Origin of the sequence: Novosphingobium sp. (assembly GCF_027531025.1) — a bacterium.
Lineage (GTDB): Bacteria > Pseudomonadota > Alphaproteobacteria > Sphingomonadales > Sphingomonadaceae > Novosphingobium.
On sequence record NZ_JAPZQX010000007.1, the window covers coordinates 1 to 25,255 of the forward strand.

The 25,255-nt window shown below is 69.0% G+C and carries 19 protein-coding genes; 14 read left to right on the forward strand and 5 right to left on the reverse strand.

The window, feature by feature from the left end; genetic code table 11:
* Positions 1-282: 282 nt before the first annotated feature.
* Complete coding sequence (locus O9281_RS10865; protein WP_298185597.1) at positions 283-1,488, reverse strand: acyl-CoA dehydrogenase family protein; 1,206 nt, start codon at positions 1,486-1,488, stop codon at positions 283-285.
* Between the two features lie 77 nt (positions 1,489-1,565).
* On the opposite strand from O9281_RS10865, the gene O9281_RS10870 reads away from it, so the two are divergent.
* The 9 genes from O9281_RS10870 (at position 1,566) to O9281_RS10910 (ending at position 14,531) form a co-directional block, all read left to right on the forward strand.
* Entirely contained in the window at positions 1,566-2,705 is a 1,140-nt protein-coding gene (locus tag O9281_RS10870; protein ID WP_298185599.1) for an acyl-CoA dehydrogenase family protein, read from the forward strand.
* A 107-nt stretch (positions 2,706-2,812) separates the two neighbouring features.
* A complete protein-coding gene (locus tag O9281_RS10875) occupies positions 2,813-4,543 on the forward strand; it encodes an amidohydrolase family protein (RefSeq protein ID WP_298185601.1) in 1,731 nt (576 codons plus the stop codon).
* 37 nt (positions 4,544-4,580) lie between these two features.
* On the forward strand, positions 4,581-5,630 hold the full coding sequence (locus O9281_RS10880) for a UDP-glucose--hexose-1-phosphate uridylyltransferase (RefSeq protein WP_298185603.1): 1,050 nt from the start codon (positions 4,581-4,583) through the stop codon (positions 5,628-5,630).
* Complete coding sequence (galK, locus tag O9281_RS10885; protein WP_298185605.1) at positions 5,627-6,817, forward strand: galactokinase; 1,191 nt, start codon at positions 5,627-5,629, stop codon at positions 6,815-6,817. Before O9281_RS10880 ends, galK begins: the two co-directional genes overlap by 4 nt.
* Positions 6,814-8,736, forward strand: a complete 1,923-nt coding sequence (locus O9281_RS10890; RefSeq protein WP_298185608.1) for a beta-galactosidase — start codon at positions 6,814-6,816, stop codon at positions 8,734-8,736. The genes galK and O9281_RS10890 overlap by 4 nt, the downstream gene beginning before the upstream one ends.
* Before the next feature lie 104 nt (positions 8,737-8,840).
* Positions 8,841-9,167 (forward strand): helix-turn-helix transcriptional regulator, encoded by a 327-nt coding sequence (locus O9281_RS10895; RefSeq protein WP_298185610.1) that lies wholly within the window; start codon positions 8,841-8,843, stop codon positions 9,165-9,167.
* A gap of 212 nt (positions 9,168-9,379) precedes the next feature.
* On the forward strand, positions 9,380-12,736 hold the full coding sequence (locus O9281_RS10900) for a putative Ig domain-containing protein (protein WP_298185612.1): 3,357 nt from the start codon (positions 9,380-9,382) through the stop codon (positions 12,734-12,736).
* A 131-nt stretch (positions 12,737-12,867) separates the two neighbouring features.
* Positions 12,868-13,221 carry a thiol-disulfide oxidoreductase DCC family protein gene (locus O9281_RS10905; protein ID WP_298185614.1) on the forward strand — a complete coding sequence of 118 codons (354 nt, stop codon included), beginning with the start codon at positions 12,868-12,870 and terminating at the stop codon, positions 13,219-13,221.
* A complete protein-coding gene (locus O9281_RS10910) occupies positions 13,218-14,531 on the forward strand; it encodes an AarF/ABC1/UbiB kinase family protein (protein WP_298185616.1) in 1,314 nt (437 codons plus the stop codon). Before O9281_RS10905 ends, O9281_RS10910 begins: the two co-directional genes overlap by 4 nt.
* On the opposite strand, the gene O9281_RS10915 is transcribed toward O9281_RS10910, so the two are convergent.
* Positions 14,528-15,466, reverse strand: a complete 939-nt coding sequence (locus O9281_RS10915; RefSeq protein WP_298185618.1) for a 1-phosphofructokinase family hexose kinase — start codon at positions 15,464-15,466, stop codon at positions 14,528-14,530. The genes O9281_RS10910 and O9281_RS10915 overlap by 4 nt on opposite strands.
* A gap of 97 nt (positions 15,467-15,563) precedes the next feature.
* Here O9281_RS10915 and O9281_RS10920 point away from each other — a divergent pair, with 97 nt between their 5' ends.
* From O9281_RS10920 to O9281_RS10940, 5 genes are read left to right on the forward strand one after another with little or no spacing between them, the layout of a single operon-like run.
* Positions 15,564-16,073 carry a (2Fe-2S)-binding protein gene (locus tag O9281_RS10920; protein ID WP_298185619.1) on the forward strand — a complete coding sequence of 170 codons (510 nt, stop codon included), beginning with the start codon at positions 15,564-15,566 and terminating at the stop codon, positions 16,071-16,073.
* Positions 16,070-18,316, forward strand: a complete 2,247-nt coding sequence (locus tag O9281_RS10925; RefSeq protein ID WP_298185621.1) for a molybdopterin cofactor-binding domain-containing protein — start codon at positions 16,070-16,072, stop codon at positions 18,314-18,316. Before O9281_RS10920 ends, O9281_RS10925 begins: the two co-directional genes overlap by 4 nt.
* Positions 18,317-18,337: 21 nt before the next feature.
* Positions 18,338-18,784, forward strand: a complete 447-nt coding sequence (locus tag O9281_RS10930) for a c-type cytochrome (protein ID WP_298185623.1) — start codon at positions 18,338-18,340, stop codon at positions 18,782-18,784.
* Between the two features lie 14 nt (positions 18,785-18,798).
* Positions 18,799-19,743, forward strand: a complete 945-nt coding sequence (locus O9281_RS10935) for an XdhC family protein (protein WP_298185625.1) — start codon at positions 18,799-18,801, stop codon at positions 19,741-19,743.
* Positions 19,736-20,332: an NTP transferase domain-containing protein gene (locus O9281_RS10940; protein ID WP_298185628.1), complete on the forward strand. Its 597-nt coding sequence runs from the start codon at positions 19,736-19,738 to the stop codon at positions 20,330-20,332. The genes O9281_RS10935 and O9281_RS10940 overlap by 8 nt, the downstream gene beginning before the upstream one ends.
* On the opposite strand, the gene O9281_RS10945 is transcribed toward O9281_RS10940, so the two are convergent.
* From O9281_RS10945 to O9281_RS10955, 3 genes are all read right to left on the reverse strand, one after another.
* On the reverse strand, positions 20,329-21,561 hold the full coding sequence (locus tag O9281_RS10945; protein ID WP_298185631.1) for an MFS transporter: 1,233 nt from the start codon (positions 21,559-21,561) through the stop codon (positions 20,329-20,331). The two genes, O9281_RS10940 and O9281_RS10945, sit on opposite strands and share 4 nt — an antisense overlap.
* A gap of 77 nt (positions 21,562-21,638) precedes the next feature.
* The gene (locus tag O9281_RS10950; protein ID WP_298185633.1) at positions 21,639-24,200 is read right to left on the reverse strand and encodes a cation-translocating P-type ATPase; all 2,562 of its coding nucleotides are present in this window, start codon (positions 24,198-24,200) and stop codon (positions 21,639-21,641) included.
* Complete coding sequence (locus tag O9281_RS10955; protein WP_298185636.1) at positions 24,197-25,231, reverse strand: AI-2E family transporter; 1,035 nt, start codon at positions 25,229-25,231, stop codon at positions 24,197-24,199. Before O9281_RS10955 ends, O9281_RS10950 begins: the two co-directional genes overlap by 4 nt.
* Between the last annotated feature and the right edge of the window lie 24 nt (positions 25,232-25,255).

Genomic DNA, 25,255 nt, shown 5'->3' on the forward strand with positions numbered 1-25,255 from the left:
TCGAACCTGATCCGAACTCAAATCACTGCGCACCCTGATCGGCGCCGCCATCGCAAACCTCCAACAGTTTGCCATGGTGAATCACGCCCAACGCCAGAGCAAAACCCTCCGTGAGTCAGATTCCACAGGTTTCAGTATAACATAGGCATTGTCGCTTGTCCGGCATGGCAAGCGCATGAAAATCCTGTTCTTTTGGCGTGGAACGCGTTGCCGATCCCCCGAAACCGGGCGATCTGCTGCCGCGATTTGCCGGGCAGGCAGGCGGTCAGGCCGCCCGTTTCGTCACAGCCCGAGCTGCGCCTTGGCGATGATGTTGCGCTGAATCTCGTTCGAACCGGCGTAGATCGAGCAGGCCCGGTCGTTCAGGTACCTGAGCGGAGCGACTGCCGCTTCCTGCGGACCGCGCAGGCCGGGCGAGTGCGGGATCAGGTTCGGCCCCCCGGCCGCGCCGGCGTCCGGCTGGAAGGTCAGGCCATAGGGGCCGACCGCTTCAACTGCCAGTTCGGTCAGGTGCTGGCTCAGCTCGGTGCCCAGGATCTTCATGATCGAGCCGCTCAGGCCTGGCCGGCCACCGCGCGCCGCCGCGCTCAGCGCGCGCAGTTCATAGACCTCGAGTACTTCGATCCGGACCTGCGCGGCGGCGAGGCGCCAGGCGAACAGGCGATCGCCGAGCAGGCCGTTCTCGCGCGCGATCTCCCGGATCCGCTCAAGCTTGACCTGAAGGCCTGGTGCATAGGCACTGCCGCCCCGCTCGAATTCCAGCAGGTACTTGGCCACGGTCCAGCCCTGGTCGATTTCACCCACCACGTTGGCCACGGGCACGCGGACGCTATCGAAGAAGATCTGGTTCTGGATATGCTCGCCCGAGGTCATCACGATCGGGCGCACTTCCACGCCGGGGCTGTCCATCGGGATCAGCAGGAAAGTGATGCCCAGCTGCGGCCGGTCATAGTTGCCGGTGCGAACGAGGCAGAAGATCCAGTTGGCGACATTGGCGTGGGTGGTCCAGATCTTGGTCCCGCTGCAGACCAGGTGATCCCCGTCGCGCACGGCCCGCATCTGCAGCGGGGCCAGGTCCGATCCGGCCTGCGGTTCGGAATAGCCCTGGCACCAGAAATGCTCGCCGGTCAGGATGCGGGGCAGATAATGCGCCTGCTGTCCCGGGCTGCCATGCCCGATCAGCGCGGGTCCGCACATCGCGATGCCCATGGGGGACAGCGGCGGTGCCCCGGCCAGCGCGCATTCCCGGGCAAAGATGAAACGCTGGGTGACGCTGAATTCTGCCCCGCCATGCTGCTTGGGCCAGTTTGGCGCGGCCCAGCCGCGCGCGTGCAGCCGGCGCTGCCATTCCATCGATGCATCGTGATCGCCATAGACGCTGGTCATCCACCGGCCGGCGGCGCGCAACTCATCACTCAGTTCGCGATCCAGAAAGGCGCGGACTTCCTGCGCAAAGGCGCGGTCCTCGTCATTCAGGGCCAGTTCCATCCGGCGTTCCTTTCGATTGCATCCGGTCCCGTCCGATAGCATGAGGCATCAAGAGCAGAATACCAATGGGGCAGGTTATGCAGTTCGAACCGGGCGAAGAACAGCAGCAATTGCGCAGCGGACTGGATCGCCTGTTTGCCCAGGTCAACGACCATGCCGCTCGGATCGCGGCCCTGCGCGGCGAGCCGGGCTGGCGGCCTGAACTGTGGCGCCGCCTGGCGCAGGACCTTGGGGTGCTGGGCGTCGGCCTGCCCGAGGCGGTGGGCGGCTATGGCAATGGGCTGGACCAACTGGTGGTGATGGAGGCGGTGGGCCGCGCGCTGGTGCCCGAACCGTTGGCCGAAACGCTGTTCCAGTGTGCGCCGCTGCTGGCCCGCCATGCGGCGGGTGCGTCGGACCTGATCGGCGGCGTCATGGCCGGCGACGTGCGGCTGGCCATGGCGCTGGGCGAAGCGGGGCTCCGTGATGACCTGGCGACTATCGCCATGCCCGCGCACCGGTCCGGCGATGGCTGGGTGCTGACGGGCGAGAAGCAGGTGGTGATTGCCGCGCCCTGGGCCACCCACCTGCTGGTGGCCGCGCGCACCGCCGGGCAGGGCGGCGAAGCAGCGGGTCTTTCGCTGTTCGTGGTGCCGGTCGATGCCCCGGGCGTGACGCTGCAAGCTTACCGGATGCTCGACGAGCGCCGGGCGGCCGATGTCGCCTTTGCGGCAGTGGCTGTTCCCGCCAGCGCGCTGGTCGGACCGGAAGACGGCGCGCTGCCCTTGCTCGAGGAATGGCGCGACCGGGCGATTGCCGCCGCTGCCGCAGAGGCTTCCGGCCTGCTCGAACGGCTGCTCGATGATACGGTAGCCTATGCCAAGCAGCGCGAGCAGTTCGGGCAGAAGATCGGATCCTTCCAGGCCCTGCAGCACCGCATGGTCGACATGTACCTGCAGCTTGAACTGGTGCGCTCGGCCGCTTTGCTCGCTTGCCAGACGCTCGACGGCGATGCGGCCACGCGGACCCGCGCCGCTTCGGCCGCGAAGATCACCATCGCCGAGGCCGGCCGCTTCATCGGCCAGAATGCGGTGCAGATTCATGGCGGGATGGGCATGACCGACGAACTGGCGATCGGCCATTACTTCAAGCGCATGACGGTGATCGAGCACAGCCTGGGCAGCACAAGCTGGCACCTTGGCCGCCGGGCCGCGCTCGATGGGGGTGCGGACGGCTGAGGGCTGTCTGTACCGGGCAGCCAGAAACGGTTTGCCGTGGCAGGCCGCATCTGGAACACTTCTGCCGGGAAGCCGATGCGGCACAGGATGCTGGAGAGGGACTGGGCGTGGCGCAATTCGATCTGATTATCCGGGGTGGAACCATTCATGACGGAACCGGGGCGCCGCCCCGGATCGGCGATGTCGGTATCAGGGACGGCCGCATCGTTGCCGTGGGCCAGGTCGAAGGCGATGCCGCCGAAGTGATCGATGCGGCGGGCAAGCTCGTCACGCCCGGCTTCGTCGATGTTCATACCCATTTCGATGGCCAGGTGACCTGGGAGAACCGGCTGTCGCCCTCATCGGGCCACGGGGTGACTACTGCGGTCATGGGCAATTGCGGGGTTGGCTTTGCCCCCTGCCGTCCCGACCAGCGCGACACGCTCGTCAAGCTGATGGAAGGGATCGAGGACATTCCCGAAGTGGTGATGGTCGATGGCCTGCCATGGAACTGGGAGACCTTTCCCGAATATCTCGACGCGCTGGAGCAGCGCCGGCTCGACATCGACGTTGCCGCCCAGATCCCGCATTCGGCGCTGCGCGTCTATGTGATGGGCGAAAGGGCCGCGCGGCGCGAACCGCCGACCGGCGAGGACCTGGCCGCCATGCGCCGACTGGTCGCCGAAGGGATCGCCGCGGGCGGGTTTGGCGTCACCACCTCGCGCAATGTGATGCACCGCACCCGCGCGGGGGAGCTGGCGCCCAGTCTCTATTCCGATGTCGACGAGCTCTGCGCGCTGGCCGCCGGGCTCAACGATGCCGATGCCGGGGTGTTCCAGATCATCCCCGCCCCGGCCGAGCCGGCCGAAGTCGAATTCCCGATCCTGCGCCAGGTGGCCGAACAGTCGGGGCGGCCGATCTCGTTCACCCTGCTCGACGTGCCGGGCCAGCCGGGCGAAGGCTGGCGCCATCACCTCGCCGGGCTGGAACAGGCGGCGGCCGACGGGCTGCAGATGCGCGGCCAGGTCGCCCCCCGTCCCGTGGGGATGTTCTTCGGCCTCGACCTCTCGCTGCACCACTTCAGCAGCCATCCCAGCTACAAGGCGATTGCCCACCTGCCCTTGGCGGAGCGCGTGGCGATCATGCGCGATCCGGCCTTCAAGGCCCGGCTGCTGGCCGAAGCGCCCGAAGATACCAACCCGACCACGCTGATGCTGATCGCGACCTTCCGGGGCACCTACCAGTGGGATGACACCCCGAATTACGAACCGCAGCGTGATGACCGGGTCGATGCGCGTGCGGCCGCAGCCGGGCTTTCGCTGGACGAATATGCCTATGAGGCGCTGCTCGGCAACGATGGCCGCGCGGTCTTCTATCTGCCTGCGGCGAACTATACCGACGGCACCCTGCGACCGGTGCGCGAAATGCTGGGCAGCCCCCACACGGTCATGGCCCTGGCCGATGGCGGGGCGCATTACGGGCTGATCTGCGATGCCAGCTTCCCCACCTTCTACCTGCAACGCTGGGTGCGCGATGCGGCCCCGGACGAGCGGATCGACCTGCCCGAGGCGATTGCCGAACTGACCAGCCGCCCGGCGGCACTGGTCGGGCTGACCGATCGCGGCCGGATCGCCCCGGGGCTGAAGGCGGACCTCAACGTGATCGACCTGGCCGCCCTGCGGCTGCGCGTACCGACGATCGAGTATGACCTGCCCGCCGGTGGCAAGCGGATGCACCAGCAGGCCGACGGGATTGTCGCCACCGTGGTGTCTGGACAGGTGACCTATCGCAACGGCGTCCATACCGGGGCGCTGCCGGGCCGGCTGGTGCGGCGCGGGCAGGCGGCTCTTGCCGCCTGAACCGTCAGGCCGGGCAGGCATTACCGGACCAATGGCCATGGCGGGATCCGATCAGGTGCACCGGCGCTACAATCCGCTGACCGGGCGCTGGGTGCTGGTCTCACCCCACCGGACCCGGCGACCCTGGCTGGGCCAGCTTGAACCTTCGGCCGAGGCCCGGGTGCCGGAGCATGATCCGGAGTGTTACCTGTGCCCCGGCAACCGGCGGGCCAATGGCGCGGTCAATCCCGGCTATTCCGGCCCCTGGGTGTTCGAGAACGATTTTCCCGCGCTGCTGCCCTGGTCTGAAGCGCAAGGCCTCGATGCGGACATCGCACAAGATGACCTGTTCCGGGCCGAGGCCGTGGCCGGAGAGTGCCGGGTCCTGTGCTTCTCGCCCAATCATGCCCTGACGCTGCCCCTGCTGCCGCTGGCGGGGCTGCGCGCCGTGATCGATTGTTGGGCCGACCAGTCGGCCGAGCTTGGCCAGCGCTATGCCTGGGTTCAGCTGTTCGAGAACAAGGGCGCGGCGATGGGCTGTTCCAACCCGCATCCCCATGGCCAGATCTGGGCCAGCAACCATCTCCCGGATGAAGCGGCGATCGAGGATGCGCGGCAAGCGGCCTACCTGCGGGAGAACGGCACTCCCCTGCTGCTGGCCGTTGCTGAACGGGAAGCGGGCGGGCCGCGCGTGGTGGTGGAAACGCCAGGCTGGCTGGCGATCGTGCCCTGGTGGGCGGTCTGGCCGTTCGAAACGCTGCTCTTGCCGCGTTTCCCGGTGCAGCGGATCGAGCAGCTGACCCCGGACCAGCGCGACGAACTCGGCGCGGTCCTGCGCGAACTGACCGCCCGCTACGACAACCTGTTCGGCTGCTCGTTCCCCTATTCGATGGGCTGGCACGGCGCCCCCTATCAGCCTGGCGCGCAGCAGCACTGGACCCTCCATGCCCATTTCTACCCGCCGCTGCTGCGCTCCGCCACGGTCCGCAAGTTCATGGTCGGCTATGAAATGCTCGCCGAAGCCCAGCGCGACCTGACCCCGGAACAGGCGGCCGAACGCCTGCGCGCGGTGCCAGCGGTGCATTACAGCCTGGAAGATCCCGCATGACCCGGCCAGACCCGCTGGTGGAACGAACCATCGCCGCCTTTCGCCACGCCTTTGGCGAGGAACCGTCGGTGGTGGCCTTCGCGCCGGGCCGGGTGAACCTGATCGGCGAACATACCGATTACAACGACGGGTTCGCCCTGCCCTGCGCGCTCGACTGCGGGACAGTCGTGGCCCTGGGGCCGCGGGCGGACCGGCGGATCGTGGCCCATGCGATCGATCTTGGCGCTGCGCCGGGCGAATTCGCGATCGACGGCACCATCGCCGTGCTACCGACCGGCCACTGGCAGAACCACCTGCGCGGCGTGGTCGCCGGGCTGCCGTGCTTCGGCCTGCCGGTGACCGGCGCCAACCTGGTCGTGTCGGGTGACATTCCCCAGGGCGCGGGCCTTTCGTCCTCGGCCTCGCTCGGCGTCGCGCTCGGTCTTGGCCTTGCCCGGCTGGCGGGGGAGGCCAGGCCTGACCATCGCACCCTGGCGCGGGTCGCCCAGTGGTCGGAGCATCACTATGTCGGCTGTGCTTGCGGCCTGATGGACCAGCTTGCTTCCGCCTGCGGCGAGCAGGATCATGCCTTGCTGCTCGATTGCAGCACGCTTGAAACCCGGCCGATCCCGTTCCCGCCGCAAGCGACGATCCTGATCGTCGATTCCGGCGTTCAGCGCGGGCTGGTCGACAGCGCCTATAACGAGCGCCGGGCCCAATGCGCCAGCGCGGCGGCTCATTACCGGGTCACGGCCCTGCGCGATCTCGATCCTGCGCGCCTCGTGGCTGACCGGGCCGGGCTTGACGAAACGACCTATCGCCGGGCGCGCCACGTCGTGTCTGAGAACGCGCGCACCCTGGCCGCAGCGGCTGCGATGGCTGGCGGCAATCTGGTTGAGCTGGGCACGGCCATGCGCGCCTCGCACGCCTCGCTGCGCGACGATTTCGAGGTCAGCGTCGCGCCGGTCGATGCCCTCGTCGAATGCCTCAATCAGGCGATCGGTCCCGCTGGCGGAGCGCGGATGACCGGTGGCGGGTTCGGCGGCTGTGTCGTGGCAGTCTTCGCGCCAGACCGGCGCGGCGCGATCGATGATGCGCTGGCGGCCTTCTGGCAGCGGCAGGGTACGCCGCCGCAGCGCACGATCAGCGCCCGGCCATCGGGCGGGGCCCAGCTGATCAACCTGAATCTTGAGCAGGAACAACCATGAAGCTGGGCACTTGCTATTATCCGGAACACTGGCCCGAGGCGTGGTGGGCTGATGATGCCCGGCGGATGGCCGAGACTGGCCTGGCCCAGGTGCGGATCGGGGAGTTTGCCTGGAGCCGGATCGAGCCGGAGCCGGGGCGGTTCGACTGGGGCTGGCTCGACCGGGCGATCGACACGCTGCATTTGGCCGGGCTGGAGGTGATCCTCGGCACGCCAACCGCAACCCCGCCCAAGTGGCTGGTCGACAAGATGCCGGATATGGTCGCGATTGATGCCCAGGGCCGCCCGCGCGGGTTCGGATCGCGGCGGCATTACTGCTTCAGCCACCAGGGCTATCGCGCCGAGGCGGTGCGGATCACCCGCGCCGTGGCCGAGCGTTACGGGCATCACCCGGCCGTGGTCGCCTGGCAGACCGACAACGAATATGGCTGCCACGATACGGTGCTGAGCTTCTCCGCGGCCGCGCGGGCCGGATTCCGGCGCTGGCTGGCGCAGCGCTATGGCACGGTCGCGGCGCTCAATGCGGCCTGGGGCAATGTCTTCTGGTCGATGGACTATCGCTCGTTCGACGAGGTGGACCTGCCCAACCTGACCGTGACCGAGGCCAACCCGGCGCACTGGCTGGCTTTCCGCCGCTATTCCTCGGACCAGGTGGTTGCCTTCAACCGGGCCCAGGTGGAGGTGCTGCGCAAGCTTTCGCCAGGGCGCGACGTGGTCCACAACTACATGGGCTTCTTCACCGAGTTCGATCACCACGCGGTGGCGGCCGATCTCGACGTGGTCGGCTGGGATTCCTATCCGCTCGGCTTCCTCGATACCTTCCGGTTCAGCGAGGCCGACAAGCTGGCCTATGCCCGCCAGGGTCATCCCGATATCGCCGCCTTCCACCACGACCTTTATCGCGGCTGCACGCCCGGCGGGCGCTGGTCGGTGCTGGAACAGCAGCCGGGGCCGGTCAACTGGGCGCGGCACAATCCGGCGCCGCTGCCCGGCATGGTCCGGCTCTGGACGCTGGAGGCGATGGCCCACGGTGCGGAACTGGTCAGCTATTTCCGCTGGCGCCAATTTCCCCAGGCCCAGGAACAGCACCACGCGGGCCTGCTGCGGCCCGATAGCGAGCCGGCCCCCGGCCTCGCCGAAGCGCGCCAGGCTGCCGACGACATTGCCGCGCTTGGCCCGGTCGGCGCCCCGCCGAAAAGCGTCGCGCTGATCTTTGCCTATGACGCGGACTGGGTCACCGGCATCCAGCCGCAGGGGGCGGGCCTCTCGGCGCTGTGGGCAGCGTTCGATTGCTATTCTGCCTTGCGCGAACTGGGACTGGACATCGATATCGTGCCGCCGGGCACCGCGCTCGATGGCTTTGCGCTGGTTGTGATCCCCTGCCTGCCGATCGTGCCGGAGCATCTTGTCGAAGACCTCAAGCGCTTCCCCGGCCAGATCGTCATCGGCCCGCGAACGGGCAGCCGGACGGTCGACTTTGCCATTCCGGCGGGCCTTGCGCCGGGTGACCTGTTCCCGGCCAAGGTTGCCCGAGTCGAAAGCCTGCGCCCCGGACTTGAGCATCGCGGCGACGGCTGGGCCATCGCGCGCTGGCTCGAACATCTCGAAACGGCGGCCGCACCGGAACTGGTGGCAGGCGATGGCACTGTCGCCAGCTGGCAGTATGGCAACCGCCGCTATCTGGGGGCCTGGCCCGATCGCGCGCTGGCGCTGGCGCTGCTGGGCCGGGCCGCAGCCGATGCGGGCCTTGCCACCCACCGCCTGCCCGAAGGCCTGCGCCTGCGCCGGGCCGGATCGCGCCTCTTCGCCTTCAACTATGCGGCCCAGGCGGTCGATCTGCCCGCCAGCGTCGTGGGCACCGCGCTGCTGGGTGGGCCTCGGCTGGAGCCGGGCGGTGTCGCCGTGCTGGCCCAGGAGTGAGAGTGACCGCAGTAATGCCGGGCCTTGCCAAAACCCTGCCGGTCAGGCCAGCTTCGTGCTAACTGGCTGGTGAGCGAAGATCGCCAGCCAGCCGGAACCCGCGAATGAAGCCTACTGATCTGACCGATCTCAAGACCAATGCCGCCGCCATGGCGGCCCGGCTCAAGCTGATGAGCCATCCCGAACGGCTGGTGATGCTGTGCCGGATGGACGAGGGCGAAGTCAGCGTGAGCGAGCTCGTCGCCCTGTCCGGCCTGTCGCAATCGGCGGTATCCCAGCATCTGGCCATGCTGCGCGACGAACGCATCGTCAGCAGCCGCGGCGAAGCGCAGACCCGCTTCTACAAGCTGGAAGACCCGATTGTCCGCGCGTTGATCCACATGATGTGCGAGCTGAGCGGCAAGGACCCGGCGATCGGCACCGGCGGCTGAGCGCTTCGTCTTGCGCCGATCTGGCTGGACGCGGCGCTAGTAGAATTACGAAATTGTTGCCCCGCCATTAACCCAGCACATAGCGTGTCGGTATCCCCCGTCCGGGATGCCTGCTGCTGGATTTGGCGCGCGTCGCCATGCCGGAACTGTTCCGGCGTGGGCGGAAGAGTCGTGCCCGTCGGCCAGGCCCCGGACCTACGTGTGAGGCAGCGATGATCCGCAAGACCATGAACGCCCTGGCCCAGGTGCTTATCCTGATCCTGTCGCTATTGGCCTTCCAGACCCAGGCGCTTGCCGCCTCCACACACACGATCAACGGCATCACCGTGGATACCAACCTGCCCAATGGGCAGAACGGCTCGCAATACAGCTACCAGATCCAGCCAACCGGAACCGGGACCGCAGCCGGACCCTATACCTTCCAGCTGATCGGCGGGGCCCTGCCGCTGGGGCTGACCATATCGCCAACCGGGCTGATCACCGGGATCAGCTGCGAGCATACCAATGGCGCGCACGAGTTCGACCTGCGGATTACCGCCGCTGGGGGGGCCTCGGCCGATTTCACCGGCCAGGCCCGCTTCCGCGTGAACATGACGGCAGTGGGCGGCGGCAGCGGGCAATGTTCGCTGACGCTGGGCAATATCCCCACCACCGGCACGGTCGGAATTCCCTATAGCGGCACGATTGTCGCGATCGGCGGCTCGGGCACCGGCTATTCCTATTCGCTGGCCAGCGGCACCCTGCCCGGAGGCCTGACCCTTGGCACCAATGGCGTGCTGAGCGGCACCCCGACGCTTGCCGGAACCTATACTTTCACCGTCCTGGCGGTCGATTCCGCCGGCAACAACGGGGTGCGGACCTATACGCTGACGATTGGCGTCCCGCCGGTCGTGGTCAATCCGCCCACCCTGGGGCCAGCGATCAACGGAACGCCATTCACCGCGACCGTGACCGCCACCGGTGGCACTGGCACTGGCTATACCTTCGCGGTGACAGCCGGCGCACCGCCCCCCGGCCTGACGCTGACCAGCGCGGGTACACTGAGCGGCACCCCCACCGCCGCCGGGACCTACAACTTCACCGTCACCGCCACGGATTCTGGCGGCAATACGGGGTTCAGGGCCTACAGCCTGGTCGTCCAGCCCGGCGCCGTGCTGACCGTTGCGCCGCCTACCCTGCCCAATGCGATCGAGGATTCGGCCTATTCCCAGACAATCACCGCCAGCGGTGGCACGGGGACAGGCTACAGCTTTGCCGTGACGGCGGGCAGCCTGCCGCCGGGCCTGACCCTCGCATCCTCAGGTGCCCTGACCGGCACGCCGCCGACGCCGGGTACCTATACCTTCACCGTCACCGCCACCGATTCCGCCGGCAATACGGGGACGCGGGTCTACACCCTGATCGTCCAGCCGATCGGCGCGATCGTGATCAGCCCCCCGGCCCTGCCCAACGGGACGATCCTGGCGCCCTATTCGCAGACCATTTCCGCGACCGGCGGCACCGGCACGGGCTACAGCTTCGCGGTGATCGCCGGGACGCTGCCGACCGGGCTGGCGCTCGATGCCGGGACCGGGGTGCTGTCGGGAACGCCGACGGCGCGCGGCACTTTCACCTTCACGGTCGAAGTGACCGATTCCGGCAGCCATACGGCGTCCCAGGCCTATAGCATCACCATCCTGGGCCATACCCTGACGCTCGCCCCGGCGACCCTTCCGGGGGGTACGAACGGTACGCCTTATGCCTCGCAGACACTCACCGCATCGGGTGGGGTCGCGCCTTACAGCTATGTCGTCACTGCCGGGATCATTCCGCCGGGACTGACCCTGACCACTGGCGGGGTCCTGTCGGGCACGCCGACTTCGGCCGGAACCTTCGGCTTCACCGTCACAGCCACCGATGTCGATGGCGATACCGTCGCCCGCACCTATTCGGTGACGATCGCGGCAGGCGACGTGCTGACCGTGCTGCCAGTCACCCTGCCTGGCGGGTACTGGAACGCGCCCTATTCGGCGACCGTCACCGCGGTGGGCGGCACCGGCACCGGCTATAGCTTCGTGATCACCGCGGGGAGCCTGCCGGCGGGTCTCACCATGACCACCGGTGGGGTGATCTCCGGTTCGCCGACGGTGACCGGCAGCTTCACCCTGACCATCCGGGCGACCGATTCGGCCGGCAACTGGGGTTCGCGGGTCTACACGATCCAGATCGCCCCGCGCGCTGCCCTGACGATCAACCCGGCGACGCTGCCCGCGGGCATGCAGAACGTCCCCTATAGCGCCACCGTGGTGGCGAGCGGCGGGGTCGCGCCCTACAGCTACGCGGTGCTGGTCGGGGCGCTGCCGGCCGGCCTGACGCTCAACCCGGCGACCGGTGCGATCACCGGCACGCCGCAGGTGTCCGGGGTCTTCGTGCTGACCATCGGGGCGACTGACTCGCTCGGCAACTATGGCAGCCGGATCTACAACCTGACCATCGCGGTCCGCCCCGATCCGTCGAAGGATCCGGAAGTGATTGCCCTGGTCGATGCCCAGTTCACCCAGGCCGGCCGCTTTGCCGAAGGCCAGGTGAACAACGCCATGCGTCACATGGAAGGGCTGCATGGGGGCTTCGATTGCGCCACCGACAACCAGCTGCGGGTAACGCAGGATCCCAATGCCCACCGCCTGCCCGGCCAGGCCGATAGCGGCCGTGGCACCGGCACCAGCCAGGCCGGTCAGTCTGCCAATGACCAGGTCGCTGGCAAGGCTGAGTGCAACCGCAGCGTGCGGATCTGGTCGGCCGGTTCGATCGACTTCGACCGCGACGGCTCCAACCGGTTCGACAGCGAAGCGGTGACCATCGGGCTCGATGCCAAGCTGACCGACCGGGTGATCGTGGGCGCGGCCTTCGGGCTTGGCTTCGGCGATGAACGGGTTGGCCTCAACGGCACCGGGATCAGCGGCGATGCCACCTCGGCCTTCGGTTACCTCAGCATCAACCCGGTCAAGTCGATCTACTTCGATGCCCTGGGCGGCTACACCTGGGTCAGCATCGACAGCCATCGCTATGTCACCGCCAATGGCAAGAACCTGGCGGGTACCCGCAAGGGCGATGTCGGCTTCTTTGCGGTGGCGCTGACTGGCGAGGTTCGCCTCGGCCAGGTCGATTTGGCCGGCTATGCCCGGTACGACTACTACCGCATCAACCTCGACGAGTTCACCGAAGCCAGCTCCGATCCCTTCGCGCTGACCTTCCTCGCTTCCAAGCAGAAGCGCGAAGTGGCGGTGCTGGGGCTGCGGGCCCAGCGTGACTTCGAACAGGGCTGGGGTATCCTGCGGCCCAAGGCGCGGGTTGAATACCGCCACCGGTGGAATGGCTCCTACAGCCAGCTGCTCGCCTACAGCGATACGCCCGGCACGCTCTACACCCTGACCCGGCCCGCCACCACGGCTGACAACGTGGCGCTGACCGCCGGGGTGGAGGCGCTGACCAACGGCCTGTCGATCAGCCTCGAATACGGCACCTCGGGGATGAGCTTCCGGACGCTGGGCGGCCAGACCATCCGGCTGATGGTCCGCAAGCAGCTCTGACCGGGACTGGTCCTGACCGGGTGGGTTCCAAACCTGCCCGGTCAAACCGCACCCGGTCAAAGTCCAACCGGTCAAGACCCTAATCGGGACAGGTAGCAATTGCCCGGCGGCGGTGCCATGCCGCATCAAGCATGCAACCCTCCCGCAACCTGATCGTCTGGTACGACAGCGCCTGCCTGCTGTGTCGGCGCGAAATCGCGCTGCTGCGGCGGCTGGACCGCGCCGGGCGGATCACCTTCATCGATGCCGCCGATCCGGAAGGCTCTTGTCCGCTGGACCGGGCCGCCCTGCTGGCGCGGTTCCACGCGCAGGAAAACGGCCGGATGCTGAGCGGCGCGGCGGCCTTTGCCGCGATGTGGCGGGCAATTCCCCTGCTCTGGCCGCTGGGCCAGGCGGCGCGACTGCCGCTGGTCGAGCGGGCGCTGGAATGGGCCTACCTGCGGTTCCTGAAAGTCCGGCCCCGCCTGCAAGGGCTGCTGCGATGAGCCAGGATCGCTATCGCAAGGTGCCTTCGGTGCGGCTGTCGCGGCTGGCCTCGTTCGGCCAGCTGGCAGGCGGGATCGCCGGGGGGATGATGGCCGAAGGGGTGCGGCGGCTGGCCCGGGGCGAACGGCCGCAAATGTCCGACCTGCTGCTGACCCCCGGCAATGCCATGCGGCTGACCGATCAGCTGTCCCGCCTGCGCGGCGCGGCGATGAAGCTGGGGCAGATGATCTCGCTGGACGCGGGCGACCTGCTGCCGGCCGAACTGACCGCGATCCTCGCCCGGCTGCGCGATGCCGCACACTTCATGCCGCCGGCCCAGCTCAACCAGGTTCTGCAAACCGAATGGGGCAAGGACTGGCGGCGGCGCTTTGCCCGGTTCGAGGCGACCCCGGTGGCCGCAGCCTCGATCGGCCAGGTCCACCGCGCCACCCTGCCCGATGGGCGGGTGCTGGCGATCAAGGTGCAGTATCCGGGCGTTGCCGCCAGCATCGATGCCGATGTCGACAATGTCGCCACCCTGCTGCGCCTGTCGGGCCTGCTGCCCGAAACGCTGGATGTCGCGCCCTTGCTGGCCGAGGCCAAGCGCCAGCTGCGGGAAGAGGCTGACTACTTGCGCGAGGCCGATCAGATGCGCCGCTATGGCGCACTGCTGGCCGATCATCCGGCCTTCGTCCTGCCCGCCCCGGTCGCGGAACTGTCGGGTGAGCGGGTGCTGGCGATGGATTTCCTGCCCGGCCAGCCGATCGAAACGCTGCTCCAGGCCAGCCAGGAGGTGCGCGATCAGGCCATGGCCGCGCTGCTCGAGCTGGTCCTGCGCGAACTGTTCGAGTTCGGCTATATGCAGACCGATCCCAACTTCGCGAACTTCCGCTGGCAGGCGGACACCGGCCGGATCGTCCTGCTCGATTTCGGAGCGGCGCGGGCCGTGCCGGATGCGACGGTGGCGGCCTATCGCCGCCTGATGCACGCGGGCCTTGCCGAAGATCGCGCCGCGCTGCGCGATGCCCTGCTGGCGATCGGCTTTGTCTCGCCGGTCACGCTGGAACGGCACAGCGGTTCGCTCGATGCGATGATCGACGTGCTGATCGGGCACCTGGGGCGGCCGGGGTTGTTCGATTTTGCCGACCGCTCGTTCGTGGCCGAAGTTCGCCGCCATGCCGAAACCATCGCCGCCGACCGCGCCGCCTGGCACATTCCCCCGGCCGATACGCTGTTCGTCCAGCGCAAGGTCAGCGGCACGGCGCTGCTGGCGGTGCGGATGGAGGCGCGCTTGCCGTTGCGCGACATGGTGGCAGCGAAGCTCGCTTAAGGCAGCGCGTCGATCCCCAGCATGGCGGCCATGCGGCCGATGTCGGCGCGGTGGCACAGGTCGGTACCCGGCGTCAGCACCGCGGCCGTGCCCGCCGCGATCCCCAGCCGGAAGGCACGGTGGCTGTCCCACCCGGCGGCGAGGGCATGGGTCATGCCTGCCACGAAGCTGTCGCCCGCGCCCACCGCGCTGCGCGCTTCGGCGGGAATGGCGGGGAGGGCCAGGCTCCCGGCGGCCTCGACCAGGATCGCGCCGCGATGGCCCATGCTGACCGCCACGCTCTCCGCCCCGCCGCTGGTCACGATCTCTCCGGCGGCGGCGACGATCTCGGTCTCGCTGTCCAGCTTGCGCCCGGCGAAGGCTTCCAACTCGCCCAGGCTCGGCTTGACCAGCCGCAGCCCGCCAGCGGCCAGCGTGGCCTTCAGCGCTGCGCCGGAAGTGTCGAGCACCACCGCCATGCCGCGCGCGCGGGCCGTGGCGACGATCCGGGCATAGAAATCATCGGGCAGCCCGCGCGGCAGCGATCCGCTTAGCACCAGCCACTGGCAGTCCAGCTGCTCGACCAGCGCGAGGCATGCAGCTGCTTCAGCCTCGCTCACCAGCGGGCCCTGGGGGACGAAGCGGTATTCCTTGCCGCTCTGCAATTCGTGGACGGCGAGGCTGATCCGCGTGTCCCCGGCAATCGGCACCACGCGGTGCGGCAGGCCAGCGCGGTCCAGCAGCCCGCCCAGCACCGGCCCGGTCACCCCGCCGGCCAGATAGACAGCCTCGACATCGGCGCCCAGCCGCGCCAGCACCCGCGCCACGTTGATCCCGCCGCCGCCGGGATCGAACCGCTCGTTGACGGTGCGCACCTTGTGGGTCGGCTGGACGGTGGCGGCATCGCTCGAACCGTCGATCGTGGGGTTGAGGGTAAGGGTCGCAATCCGGGCCATCAGGCGCTCCCAAGGGGGGTGACGGACCTTTTCATTCGGCGGTGGCAATGGCAAGCCATCCGTGGCAATCGTTCCGGGCAATCAGGGACAAAGCGACATGGTGAAGTTCACGATCAACGGCGAGGCAAAGTCGGTCGAGGCCGATCCCGCCATGCCGATCCTGTGGGCGGTGCGCGAACAGCTGGGGCTGAACGGCACCAAGTTCGGCTGCGGCGCAGCGCTGTGCGGGGCCTGCACGGTCCACCTCGATGGCCAGCCGGTGCGCAGCTGTTCCACCCCGATCGGCGAGGCCGAAGGGCGGGCGATCACCACGATCGAGGGGATCGCCGGACCGGAAGGTGAACTGACCAAGGTCCAACAGGCCTGGATCAGCGAACAGGTGCCGCAATGCGGCTATTGCCAGTCAGGCCAGATCATGGCTGCCACGGCCCTGCTGCGCGACAATCCGCGCCCCAGCGATGCCGATATCGATGCCGCCATGGCCGGCAACATCTGCCGCTGCGGCACCTATGTCCGCATTCGCCATGCGATCAAGGTGGCGGCCGGGATCGAGCCGGCGCGGGCGGCACCAGGGGCTGCGCCGCTCAGCGGGGGAGCCAAGGCATGAACGACATGGCAAAGCCGCCGCGCAGCCGCGCGGCCAAGTGGACCCGCCGCGGCTTCATCGGCGCCGGGGCGCTGGCAGGCGGCGCGCTGATCGTCGGCGTGGCGGTGCGGCCGGGCAACCCGGTCGGCAAGCTGGGCCCGATCGTTGCGGGCGGCGAGGGCGAGCAACTGGTCAACAGCTGGGTCAAGATCGGGGCCGACAACGTGGTCACCGCGATCGTGCCGCATTGCGAGATGGGCCAGGGCGCCCATTCGGTGCTGGCGCAGATGCTGGCCGATGAGCTGGACGCCGACTGGTCGCTGGTCCGCGTGATGCAGGCTCCGGCCGATGGCAATTACGTCGTCACCGATACGGCACGCGGTTTCGTCGCCCCCGGCACGCTCGACGCGCCGGACTGGCTGGAGCCGACCTGGAACGGCCTGTTCACCAAGATCAGCCAGCTGGGCGATGTGATGATCACCGGCGGCTCATCCTCGATCCGCACCACCGGCCAGCGCACCATGCGGATCGCGGGTGCGGCAGCGCGGCAGATGCTGATCGCGGCGGCGGCGCGCGAATGGGGCGTGGCAGCGGCGGAGATCGTCACCGCGAACAGCACGCTTAGCCACCAGGCTTCGGGCAAGTCGGCCCCCTATGCGCAGTTCGCGGCCGCGGCGGCGGAAGAGGACATGCCGCAGACCCCGGCGCTCAAGGCGCCCAAGGACTATCGCCTGATGGGCACCGATGCCCCGCGCACCGATATCCCGGAAAAGGTGACCGGCGCGGCGCAGTTCGGGATCGATGCCACGGTGCCGGGCCAGAAGCTGACCTATGCCGCCGTCCGCAAGGTGCCGGTGCCGGGCACCCGGATCGCCAGCATGAAGGCCGATGTGGCCAAGACCATGCCAGGGGTGCTGCAGATCCTCAACATGGGGGATTTCCTCGCCGTGGTGGCCGACAGCTACTGGCAGGCCCAGCAGGCGCTGAACACCGTCGAGGCCGAATACACCAGGAGCGAAAGCGCGATCCGCTCCACCGCCGACCAGTTCGCCGCCTTTGCCGCGGCGCTGGATCAGGCCGGGGACCAGGGCGGCAAGGAACTGGTGGGCAAGGGTGATGTCGCCGGGGCGCTCAGCGTTTCGGCCAAGACGTTCACCGCCGAATATCGCGCGCCCTACCTGGCCCATGCCCCGCTCGAGCCGATGAACGCCACCGTCTGGGTGCGCGATGGCAAGTGCGAGATCTGGACCAGCACCCAGGTGCCGCTGATGGCGCGCAGCGCGGCGGCCAAGGCAATCGGCCTCTCGGCTGACGATGTGACCATGCACCAACCCACGCTGGGCGGCGGGTTCGGGCGGCGGCTGGAAAGCGATTACGTGGTCATGGCCGCGCGGATCGGCCTTGCCACCGGCTATCCGGTCAAGATGATCTGGTCGCGCGAGGAAGATACCCAGAAGGGCCTGTTCCGCTGCGCCGATCTCAGCCGGTTCACCGGCGGGATCGATGCCAAGGGGCGGCTGGTAGCCTGGAACAACGTGTTCACCCAGCACAACGACCCGGCCGAAGCCTGCGATGCGCCGTTCTATGACGTGCCGCACAAGTCGATCCGCGTGGCCGAGGCGGAACTGCATCTGCCTTTCGCTGCCTTCCGCTCGGTCGATCACAGCCAGCAGGCCTTCTTCGTCGAATGCTTCATCGACGAGGCGGCCCATGCCGCGGGCCGCGATCCGGTGGAATTCCGCCTGGCCATGCTGGGCAATTCCCCGCGCCACAAGGCGGTGCTGGAAAAGGTCGCGGCCATGTCTGGCTGGGGCACCAAGCCCGCCGCGGGGCGCGGCCGGGGCGTCGCGCTGGTCCAGTCGTTCGGCACGATCGTGGCCGAAGTGGTCGAAGTCGACATGAGCCAGGGCAAGCCGCGCCTGACCCAGGTGTGGTGCGCGGCCGATCCGGGCTTCGCGATGAACCCCGATGGCTTCCGCAACCAGATGGAAGGCGGGATCGTCTTCGGCCTGACCGCCGCGCTCCATGGCGAGATCACGCTGAAGGACGGCGCGGTCGAGCAGGGCAATTTCAACGATTACCCGATGCTGCGGATCGACGAATGTCCGCCGATCGCGGTGGAGATCATCAACGCCGATCCGGTCCACCTGGGCGGGGCGGGCGAACCCGGCCTGCCGCCGATCGCCCCGGCGCTGGCCAACGCGATCTTCGCCGCCAGCGGCAAGCGCATCCGCGAACTGCCGATCGCCAAGCACTTTGCCTGACCGGGCCAGAGGGAACTGACCATGATGCACCGCTTCGCACTTGTCGCCATCGGCGCCCTGGCCCTCGCCGCCTGCGGATCGAAGGTGGAACCGCCGGTCGAACAGATCGTGTTGCGTGAACCCGGCCAGCCTGCTGGCGCGGCCCCTGCCGCCGCAACCGACCTGGTGGCGGCAGGCAAGGCGGCTTTCGCGGTCTGCGCCACCTGCCATGCGGTCGAAGCGGGCAAGGCTTCGGGGATCGGGCCGAACCTGAATGGCGTGGTCGGGCGCAAGGCCGGGGCGCTCGCCGATTTCGGCTATTCGGCTGCGCTCAAACAGTCGGGCCTGACCTGGACCGAGACCGAGCTTGACGCCTTCATCGCCAACCCATCGGGCAAGGTGCCGGGTACCAGCATGGCCGCAGGGGCAGTGAGCGATGCCGAGCGGCGCAAGGCCATTGTCGCCTATCTGGCCAGCCTGACGCCCTGATCGCCTGACCTTTCGTGGACCAGCGCCGGATCTTCCAGTTCCTGGCCGATCGGATCGCCGCCGGGCAGTCCTGCGCGCTGGTCACCGTGCTGGCGGTTCAGGGCAGCGCGATGCGCAACCCCGGCACGCACATGGCAGTCTGCGCCGATGGCAGCTTCGTCGGCTCGCTGTCGGGCGGTTGCATCGAAAATGCCGTGGTGGCCGAAGCCTGCGCGGCGCTGCGGGCGGGCGCGGCGCGGATCGTGCGGTTCGGGGCGGGATCGCCTTATCTCGACATTCGTCTGCCCTGCGGCGGCGGGCTGGATATCCATTTCCAGCCGCTGGCAAGCGCCGACCTGCCGCAGGCCTGCCTTGCCGCGATTGCCGCGCGCCAGCCCTATACCGTGGTCATCAGCCCGGCGGGGACGACCTGCCGCAGCGGCTGGCATCCCGCCCCGTTCGATCCCGCCACGGGCACCGGCGCTTATGGCAACTGGCCGGCGGCGCGGCTGATGCTGGTGGGCCATGGCGAAGGCATTGCCGCGCTGGCCCGGTTGGCGCTGACCCTGGGGCTGGAGCTCGACGCGCTGTCACCCGACGAGCGCGCACTGGCCGCGCTGCGCGATCTTGGCCTTACGCCGCGCCAGCTGGAGCGGACGACTGACACGCACCTGCTGACCAGCGATCCGTGGACGGCCATCGCTTTCCTGTTCCACGATCACGACTGGGAAAGCGCGCTGCTGCAACGCGCGCTGGCCCTGCCGCAGTTCTATGTCGGCGCGATGGGCGGGCGGCGGGCCCATGCCGCGCGCTGCGCCGCGCTCAGCGCGCTGGGGGTGAGCGCGGCGGCGATTGCCGCGATCCGCGCGCCAATCGGCCTGTTTCACTCCTCGCGCGATCCCGACACGCTGGCGCTGTCGACCCTGGCCGAGATCGTTCGGGCCTATCAGGCTGCCGACTTCGGGGCGGCGCATGCCTGAAGCCCCGCGTCTTGCCGTCGCCGTGCTGGCGGCGGGCCAGTCGCGCCGGTTCGGCAGTGCGGACAAGCTGGCGGCTCCGCTGGGGGACGGCCTGCTGGGCGAACATGCCTGCCGCACGCTGGCCGGGCTGGCCTCGGCGCAGCGCTGGGTGATTGCCGCCCGGCCGGATCATCCCTGCGCCCCCGGCTGGCGGGCGGCGGGGTTCGAAATTGCGGTCAACCCGGCGGCGGAGAGCGGGATGGGCAGCTCGGTCGCCCTGGCCGCGCGGCTGGCGCGGGAGGCGGGCGCGGCGGCCCTGTTGATCGCGCTGGCCGACATGCCGCTGGTGCCGCTCAGCTATTCTCAGGCGCTGGTGGCGCGCGCGGCCGGGCTGGGCGCGGATGCCATGATCGCGTCTGCCGCGGGCGATGTGGCGATGCCGCCCGCCCTGTTCGGTTCCGCCCACTTCGCCGAACTGGCGCGGGCCAGCGGCGATGCTGGGGCGCGGCACCTGCTCGCCGGGGCGGAGCGGCTGGCGGGCGATCCGGCCTGGCTGATCGACGTGGATGATGCAGAGGCGCTCGACCGCGTGCGGGCACGGCTGGCCTAGGCTTCGCCCACCCGCGCGGCAAAGCGGGGCCGTCCGGCCAGCAGGAACAGGCCCGCGCCGATCGCGACGGTCACCGCGCAGAGGGTCAGGAACCCGACATAGCCGCCGCCCTCGCCCAGCATGCCTGACAGCAGCACCCCGCCAAAGGCCGCGGCAATGCCGATTGCGGCGGTGATGATCCCGGCGACCGTGCCGAACAGCTCGAAGGTGAACTGCCGGGCGACGAGATAGGCCACGATGTCGCCTTCGGCGCCCTGGCTCAGCCCCAGCAAGGCCATGGCCAGGGCCACCAGCCACAGCGCATCCGGCTGGCTGGCCAGCAGCAGCAGACCGAAGGCTGGCAGGCCCATTGCCACGGCCGCGACCCGGTGGGCGGGGAAATGATCGAGCGCCAGCCCGCAGGCCAGTCGTCCGGCAAGGACCCCGGCGGCATAGACCGAGACCAGCCAGGCCGCCGCTTCTCCCGGCACGCCCAGGCTGAGCAACATCGGCTTGGTCTGAAGGCTGATCATCAGCGCGGGCAGGTTGCAAAGCAGCATGGCAGCCACCAGCAGCCACAGCACCGGTGCGCGGGCCAGCACGGCATAGACCCGGCCGGTCGTGGCGAAGGCCGGGGTCACCCCGCCAAAGCCGGGGCCGCGATCGCGCGGCAGCATGAACCAGCCCGCCGCGCCCAGCACGGCGCTCAGCCCGGCGAGGAACAGGTAGCCGGTGCGCCAGCCGCCCGCGTCGATCACCAGGCTGACGACCGGCGCGGCCAGCCCGCCGATCACCGGTGCGCCGCCGATCGCCAGCGCCAGCGCGAGGCCGCGCGCCGCCATGAACCGTTCCGCCGTGACCCGGGCATAGATCACCGAGGTGGTCGTGGTGCCGATCAGCATCTTCAGCGTGAACAGGGCGTAATAGTGCCGGATGTCGCCGGTCAGCTGGGTGAAGGCGATCCACACCAGCGGCAGGCCGACAACCCCGACCAGCGCCACGCGCCGCACGCCAAAGCGGTCGGCCATCCGGCCCGAAATCAGTACGCCCAGCGTCGCCCCCAGTGCGGCCACCCCGGTCAGCGCGAACTGTTCGTCAGTCCAGCCGAACTCGCGCGAGAGGTGGGGCAGGAACAGGCTGTTGAGATAGATGCTCAGCGCCACCCCCGCGCCGATGCCCAGCGTAGTGCCCACCAGGGCGCGCCAGTGGCTGGAAAACTCCGCGCGATAACCACTCGCGAACAGACTCATCGCGGCACGATCCTTTGGTGAGGGGGAAACTTCAGCGCGTGGCGATGCTATCGTGCCGTCGCGCGGTTTTCCAGCGCTTATCCGGCGAGGCGCCTGCCCCACAGCGGCTTGAGCCGTTCGAGCAGGACCAGCGCGGCGAGGCTCAGCCCGGCCAGAACCAGGAACTGCGGCCCCGAGACCGGCGCGAAGGCGAATAGTCCGGCGATTGGCGGCACGAACTGCGTCGCCAGCAGGATCGCGCCGACCACGCCCAGGATCGCGGCGAGCACCCGATTGGGCCGGACAATCGCCCCGGCCAGCGAGGCGCCGAACCGGCGGTTGACCAGGATCAGACTGGCGATGCCCAGCACCAGCGCGATGAAGCCGATCGAGCGGAGCTGCTCTTCAGCGGCGCCGGCCTGCCAGAACCACAGCACCAGCCCGGCGGCCACGGCGAAGATCAGCCCGCCTTGCACCACCGCCCAGCCGACCAGCCCGCGCGAGAGCAGCTGCGCATCGGGGCGGCGTGGCGGGCGTTTCATGATGTCGCGCTCCTCGCGCTCGGTCTCGAAGGCCAGGGCGCAGACCGGGTCGATGATCATTTCCATGAAGGCGATGTGGATCGGCCCCAGCAGCAGCGGCATGCCGGTCAGCAGCGGCAACAACGCCAGGCCGGCGATCGGGATATGGACCGCAACGATGAAGCCCATCGCCTTGCGCAGGTTGTCATAGATCCGCCGCCCCATCCGCATGGCCGCGACGATCGAGCCGAAATCATCGTCGAGCAGAACCAGCGCCGAGGCCTCGCGCGCCACGTCGGTGCCGCGTCCGCCCATCGCCACGCCGATATGCGCGGCCTTGAGCGAGGGGGCATCGTTGACCCCGTCGCCGGTCATCGCCACCACCTCGCCGCGCGCCTTCAGCGCCTCGACGAGCCGCAGCTTCTGTTCGGGCATGATCCGGGCAAAGACGCCGGCCGTGGCCACCGCCTCGCGCAGCGCGGTATCGTCCATGCCGGCCATGTCCGCCCCGGTCAGCACCCGGTCCCCCTCGATCCCCGCCGCCTGGGCGATGGCGAGAGCCGTCTGCGGATAGTCGCCGGTGATCATCACGATCCGGATCCCTGCCGCGCGGCACTGGCGCACGGCCTCGGGGACCGAGGGCCGCAGCGGATCGGCCAGTCCCACCAGCCCGCGGAAGGTGAAGGCAAAGCCGCGCTGCGTGGCGGGCAGATCACCCTCCGGCCAGCGCGCCTCGGCCACGCCCAGCACACGCAGGCCCTTGGTGGCCATCTCGTCGACCGCGCGGGCCATGGCGTCGCGCTCGGCCACGGGCAGGCCGCAGAGCTCGGCAATCGCCTCGGGCGCGCCCTTGGTGGCGATCACATGGTCGGCTTCCGGTTCGTCGCTGCGCCAGACATGCGACATGGCCAGCAGTTCGGGAGCCAGCGGATAATGGTGATGCAGCGTCCAGCCGCCCTGCTGGCGGGCGCGGATTGCCTCGCCGCCATGATCGATGCCCAGCTCGTGCAAGGCCACTTCCATCGGATCGACCGGATGCTGCGCGCTGGCTAGGATGCCCAGCTCGGCCAGCAGGTGGAAATCGTCGGTCAGGGCTAGCGCTCCGCTTTCGTCATGGGCCAGAATCGAACCATCGGGCAGGCGCAGCTCGGCGATCTGCATCCGGTTCTGGGTCAGCGTGCCGGTCTTGTCGGTGCAGAGCACTGTGGCCGAACCCAGCGTCTCGATCGCGCTGGCGCGGCGGGTCAGCACCCGCTGGCGCGACATCCGCATTGCCCCCATGGCCATGAACACGGTCAGCACCACCGGGAACTCCTCGGGCAGCATCGACATGCCCAGCGCGATCCCGGCCAGCGTCGCTTCCAGCCAGTCACCCCGCAGCAGGCCATAAAGCAGCGCCGCGAGCAGGCTGGCGGCAGCACCCAGGGCGGCGAACCACAGCACCAGCCGCCGGGTCTGCTGGCGCAGGCGCGGTGCTTCGGGTTCGAGCGTGGCGAGTGCCTGGCCGATTCGGCCGATCTCGCTCGCGCCGCCGGTGGCCATGACCAGGCAGAGCCCGGCCCCGCGCACCACCAGCGATCCGGCATAGACGAAGGGCAGGTCATCGCCGCCGGGGCGGGGCACGGTGGCGGGCTGGCTGGCCCCGCCCGCTGCCTTGCGCACCGCCACGGATTCACCCGTGAGCAGCGATTCATCGAGATGCAGCCCATCGTTCTCCGCAATCCAGGCATCGGCGGGAACCCGGTCTCCTTCGCTCAGCACGATGAGGTCACCCACCACCACCTCGCGCCCGGCAATGCGCAGGCGCTGGCCATCGCGGATTACCAGCGCGCGCGGGCTGGTGAGGTCGCGCAGCGCCTCCAGCGCGCGCTCGGTCCGGCTTTCCTGGACCACGGTGATCACGATCGAGAGCGCGGCAAAGGACACCAGCACCAGCGCCTCGCCCAGGTCGCCCAGCACGAGGTAGATCAGCCCGGCCCCCAGCAGCAGGGCCAGCATCGGCTCGCGCAGCACGTCCAGCGCGATCCCGGCCAGGCCGCGTTGCCTTTCGCGGTGCAGTTCGTTGGGGCCATCGGCGGCCAGCCGGGCCGCGGCCTCCGCCTGGGTCAGGCCGGTGGTCAGGACGGTTCGCGCTGTCACGCCGGGGCTGGCGCGATCCGCACGCGCCAGATGTGCAGTAAAGCCTGGGCCAGGGCCACGACCAGCGGACCCAGCACGATGCCGTGCGCGCCGAACAGCACCAGCCCGCCGATGATCGCGATGAACGAGACCATCGGATGCAGCGACAGCCGTTTGCCGACCAGGATCGGGTAGACGATATTGTCGATCAGGCCGACCACCAGCGTGCCCCAGACGGTCAGGACCAGGGCCGAACCCCAGTCCCCCGCCAGCGCCAGCCCGATCGCGGCAGGCACCCAGACCACGAAGGCCCCCAGGAACGGCACGATTGCCAAGAGGCCCATCACCACGCCCCAGAAGATCGGCGCGGGCAGGTCGAGCATCCAGAACATCAATCCGCCCAGCAGGCCCTGCAGCGCCGCCACCGCCGCCGTGGCATAGACCGAGGCGAAGACCGTCTGGCTGGTCTTCGCCACCAGTTCGTGAAACTCCCCGGCATCAAGCGGGACCAGGCGCTGCAAGGCCGCGAGCGCCTTGGCCTTGTCGCGCAGCAGGTAGAACAGGAAGTAGAAGGTCAGCAGCAGGGTGACGAGGCCGGTGGCCGATTCCTGCACCACCCGCCCGCTGAGCAAGCCGATCTGTGCCGAGATGAACTGGCGCAGCTGCGCCAGATCGAACCATGGGTCGAACCGGGCGAGGAATGCCGCCGCCTCGGGCCAGCCCTGGCGCAGCGCGTCTGGCGACAAGAGTGCGCCATAGGTCTGCGCGCCGGCAATGATTTCATCGAGCAGGGCGGATACCACCAGTATCACCGGGATCACCACCAGCACGGCTGCCAGCAGCAAGGTAACGCTGGCGGCCAGCGCAGGGGATCCTGTGCGCGCCCGCAGGCGGCGCTCGACCGGGGCGAACATCACCGTGAGGGTCAGCGACCAGACCAGCGCCGGGACAAAGGGCTGAGCGATCAGCGCCAGCACCACGATCAGGATCAGCATCAGGCCCGACAGGATCAGCATGGCGGGCAGGTGCGGCAGGGGGCGTTCGGGCTCCATCGGTGGCGTCTCCGGAAAGGCCGG

Excerpts from the sequence above, each read along its gene's own strand:
- O9281_RS10865 (WP_298185597.1), bottom strand. The coding sequence starts at position 1,488 with ATGGAACTGGCCCTGAATGACGAGGACCGCGCCTTTGCGCAGGAAGTC.
- O9281_RS10870 (WP_298185599.1), top strand. The coding sequence starts at position 1,566 with ATGCAGTTCGAACCGGGCGAAGAACAGCAGCAATTGCGCAGCGGACTG.
- O9281_RS10880 (WP_298185603.1), top strand. The coding sequence starts at position 4,581 with ATGGCGGGATCCGATCAGGTGCACCGGCGCTACAATCCGCTGACCGGG.
- galK (WP_298185605.1), top strand. The coding sequence starts at position 5,627 with ATGACCCGGCCAGACCCGCTGGTGGAACGAACCATCGCCGCCTTTCGC.
- O9281_RS10890 (WP_298185608.1), top strand. The coding sequence starts at position 6,814 with ATGAAGCTGGGCACTTGCTATTATCCGGAACACTGGCCCGAGGCGTGG.
- O9281_RS10895 (WP_298185610.1), top strand. The coding sequence starts at position 8,841 with ATGAAGCCTACTGATCTGACCGATCTCAAGACCAATGCCGCCGCCATG.
- O9281_RS10900 (WP_298185612.1), top strand. The coding sequence starts at position 9,380 with ATGATCCGCAAGACCATGAACGCCCTGGCCCAGGTGCTTATCCTGATC.
- O9281_RS10905 (WP_298185614.1), top strand. The coding sequence starts at position 12,868 with ATGCAACCCTCCCGCAACCTGATCGTCTGGTACGACAGCGCCTGCCTG.
- O9281_RS10910 (WP_298185616.1), top strand. The coding sequence starts at position 13,218 with ATGAGCCAGGATCGCTATCGCAAGGTGCCTTCGGTGCGGCTGTCGCGG.
- O9281_RS10915 (WP_298185618.1), bottom strand. The coding sequence starts at position 15,466 with ATGGCCCGGATTGCGACCCTTACCCTCAACCCCACGATCGACGGTTCG.
- O9281_RS10920 (WP_298185619.1), top strand. The coding sequence starts at position 15,564 with ATGGTGAAGTTCACGATCAACGGCGAGGCAAAGTCGGTCGAGGCCGAT.
- O9281_RS10925 (WP_298185621.1), top strand. The coding sequence starts at position 16,070 with ATGAACGACATGGCAAAGCCGCCGCGCAGCCGCGCGGCCAAGTGGACC.
- O9281_RS10930 (WP_298185623.1), top strand. The coding sequence starts at position 18,338 with ATGATGCACCGCTTCGCACTTGTCGCCATCGGCGCCCTGGCCCTCGCC.
- O9281_RS10940 (WP_298185628.1), top strand. The coding sequence starts at position 19,736 with ATGCCTGAAGCCCCGCGTCTTGCCGTCGCCGTGCTGGCGGCGGGCCAG.
- O9281_RS10945 (WP_298185631.1), bottom strand. The coding sequence starts at position 21,561 with ATGAGTCTGTTCGCGAGTGGTTATCGCGCGGAGTTTTCCAGCCACTGG.
- O9281_RS10955 (WP_298185636.1), bottom strand. The coding sequence starts at position 25,231 with ATGGAGCCCGAACGCCCCCTGCCGCACCTGCCCGCCATGCTGATCCTG.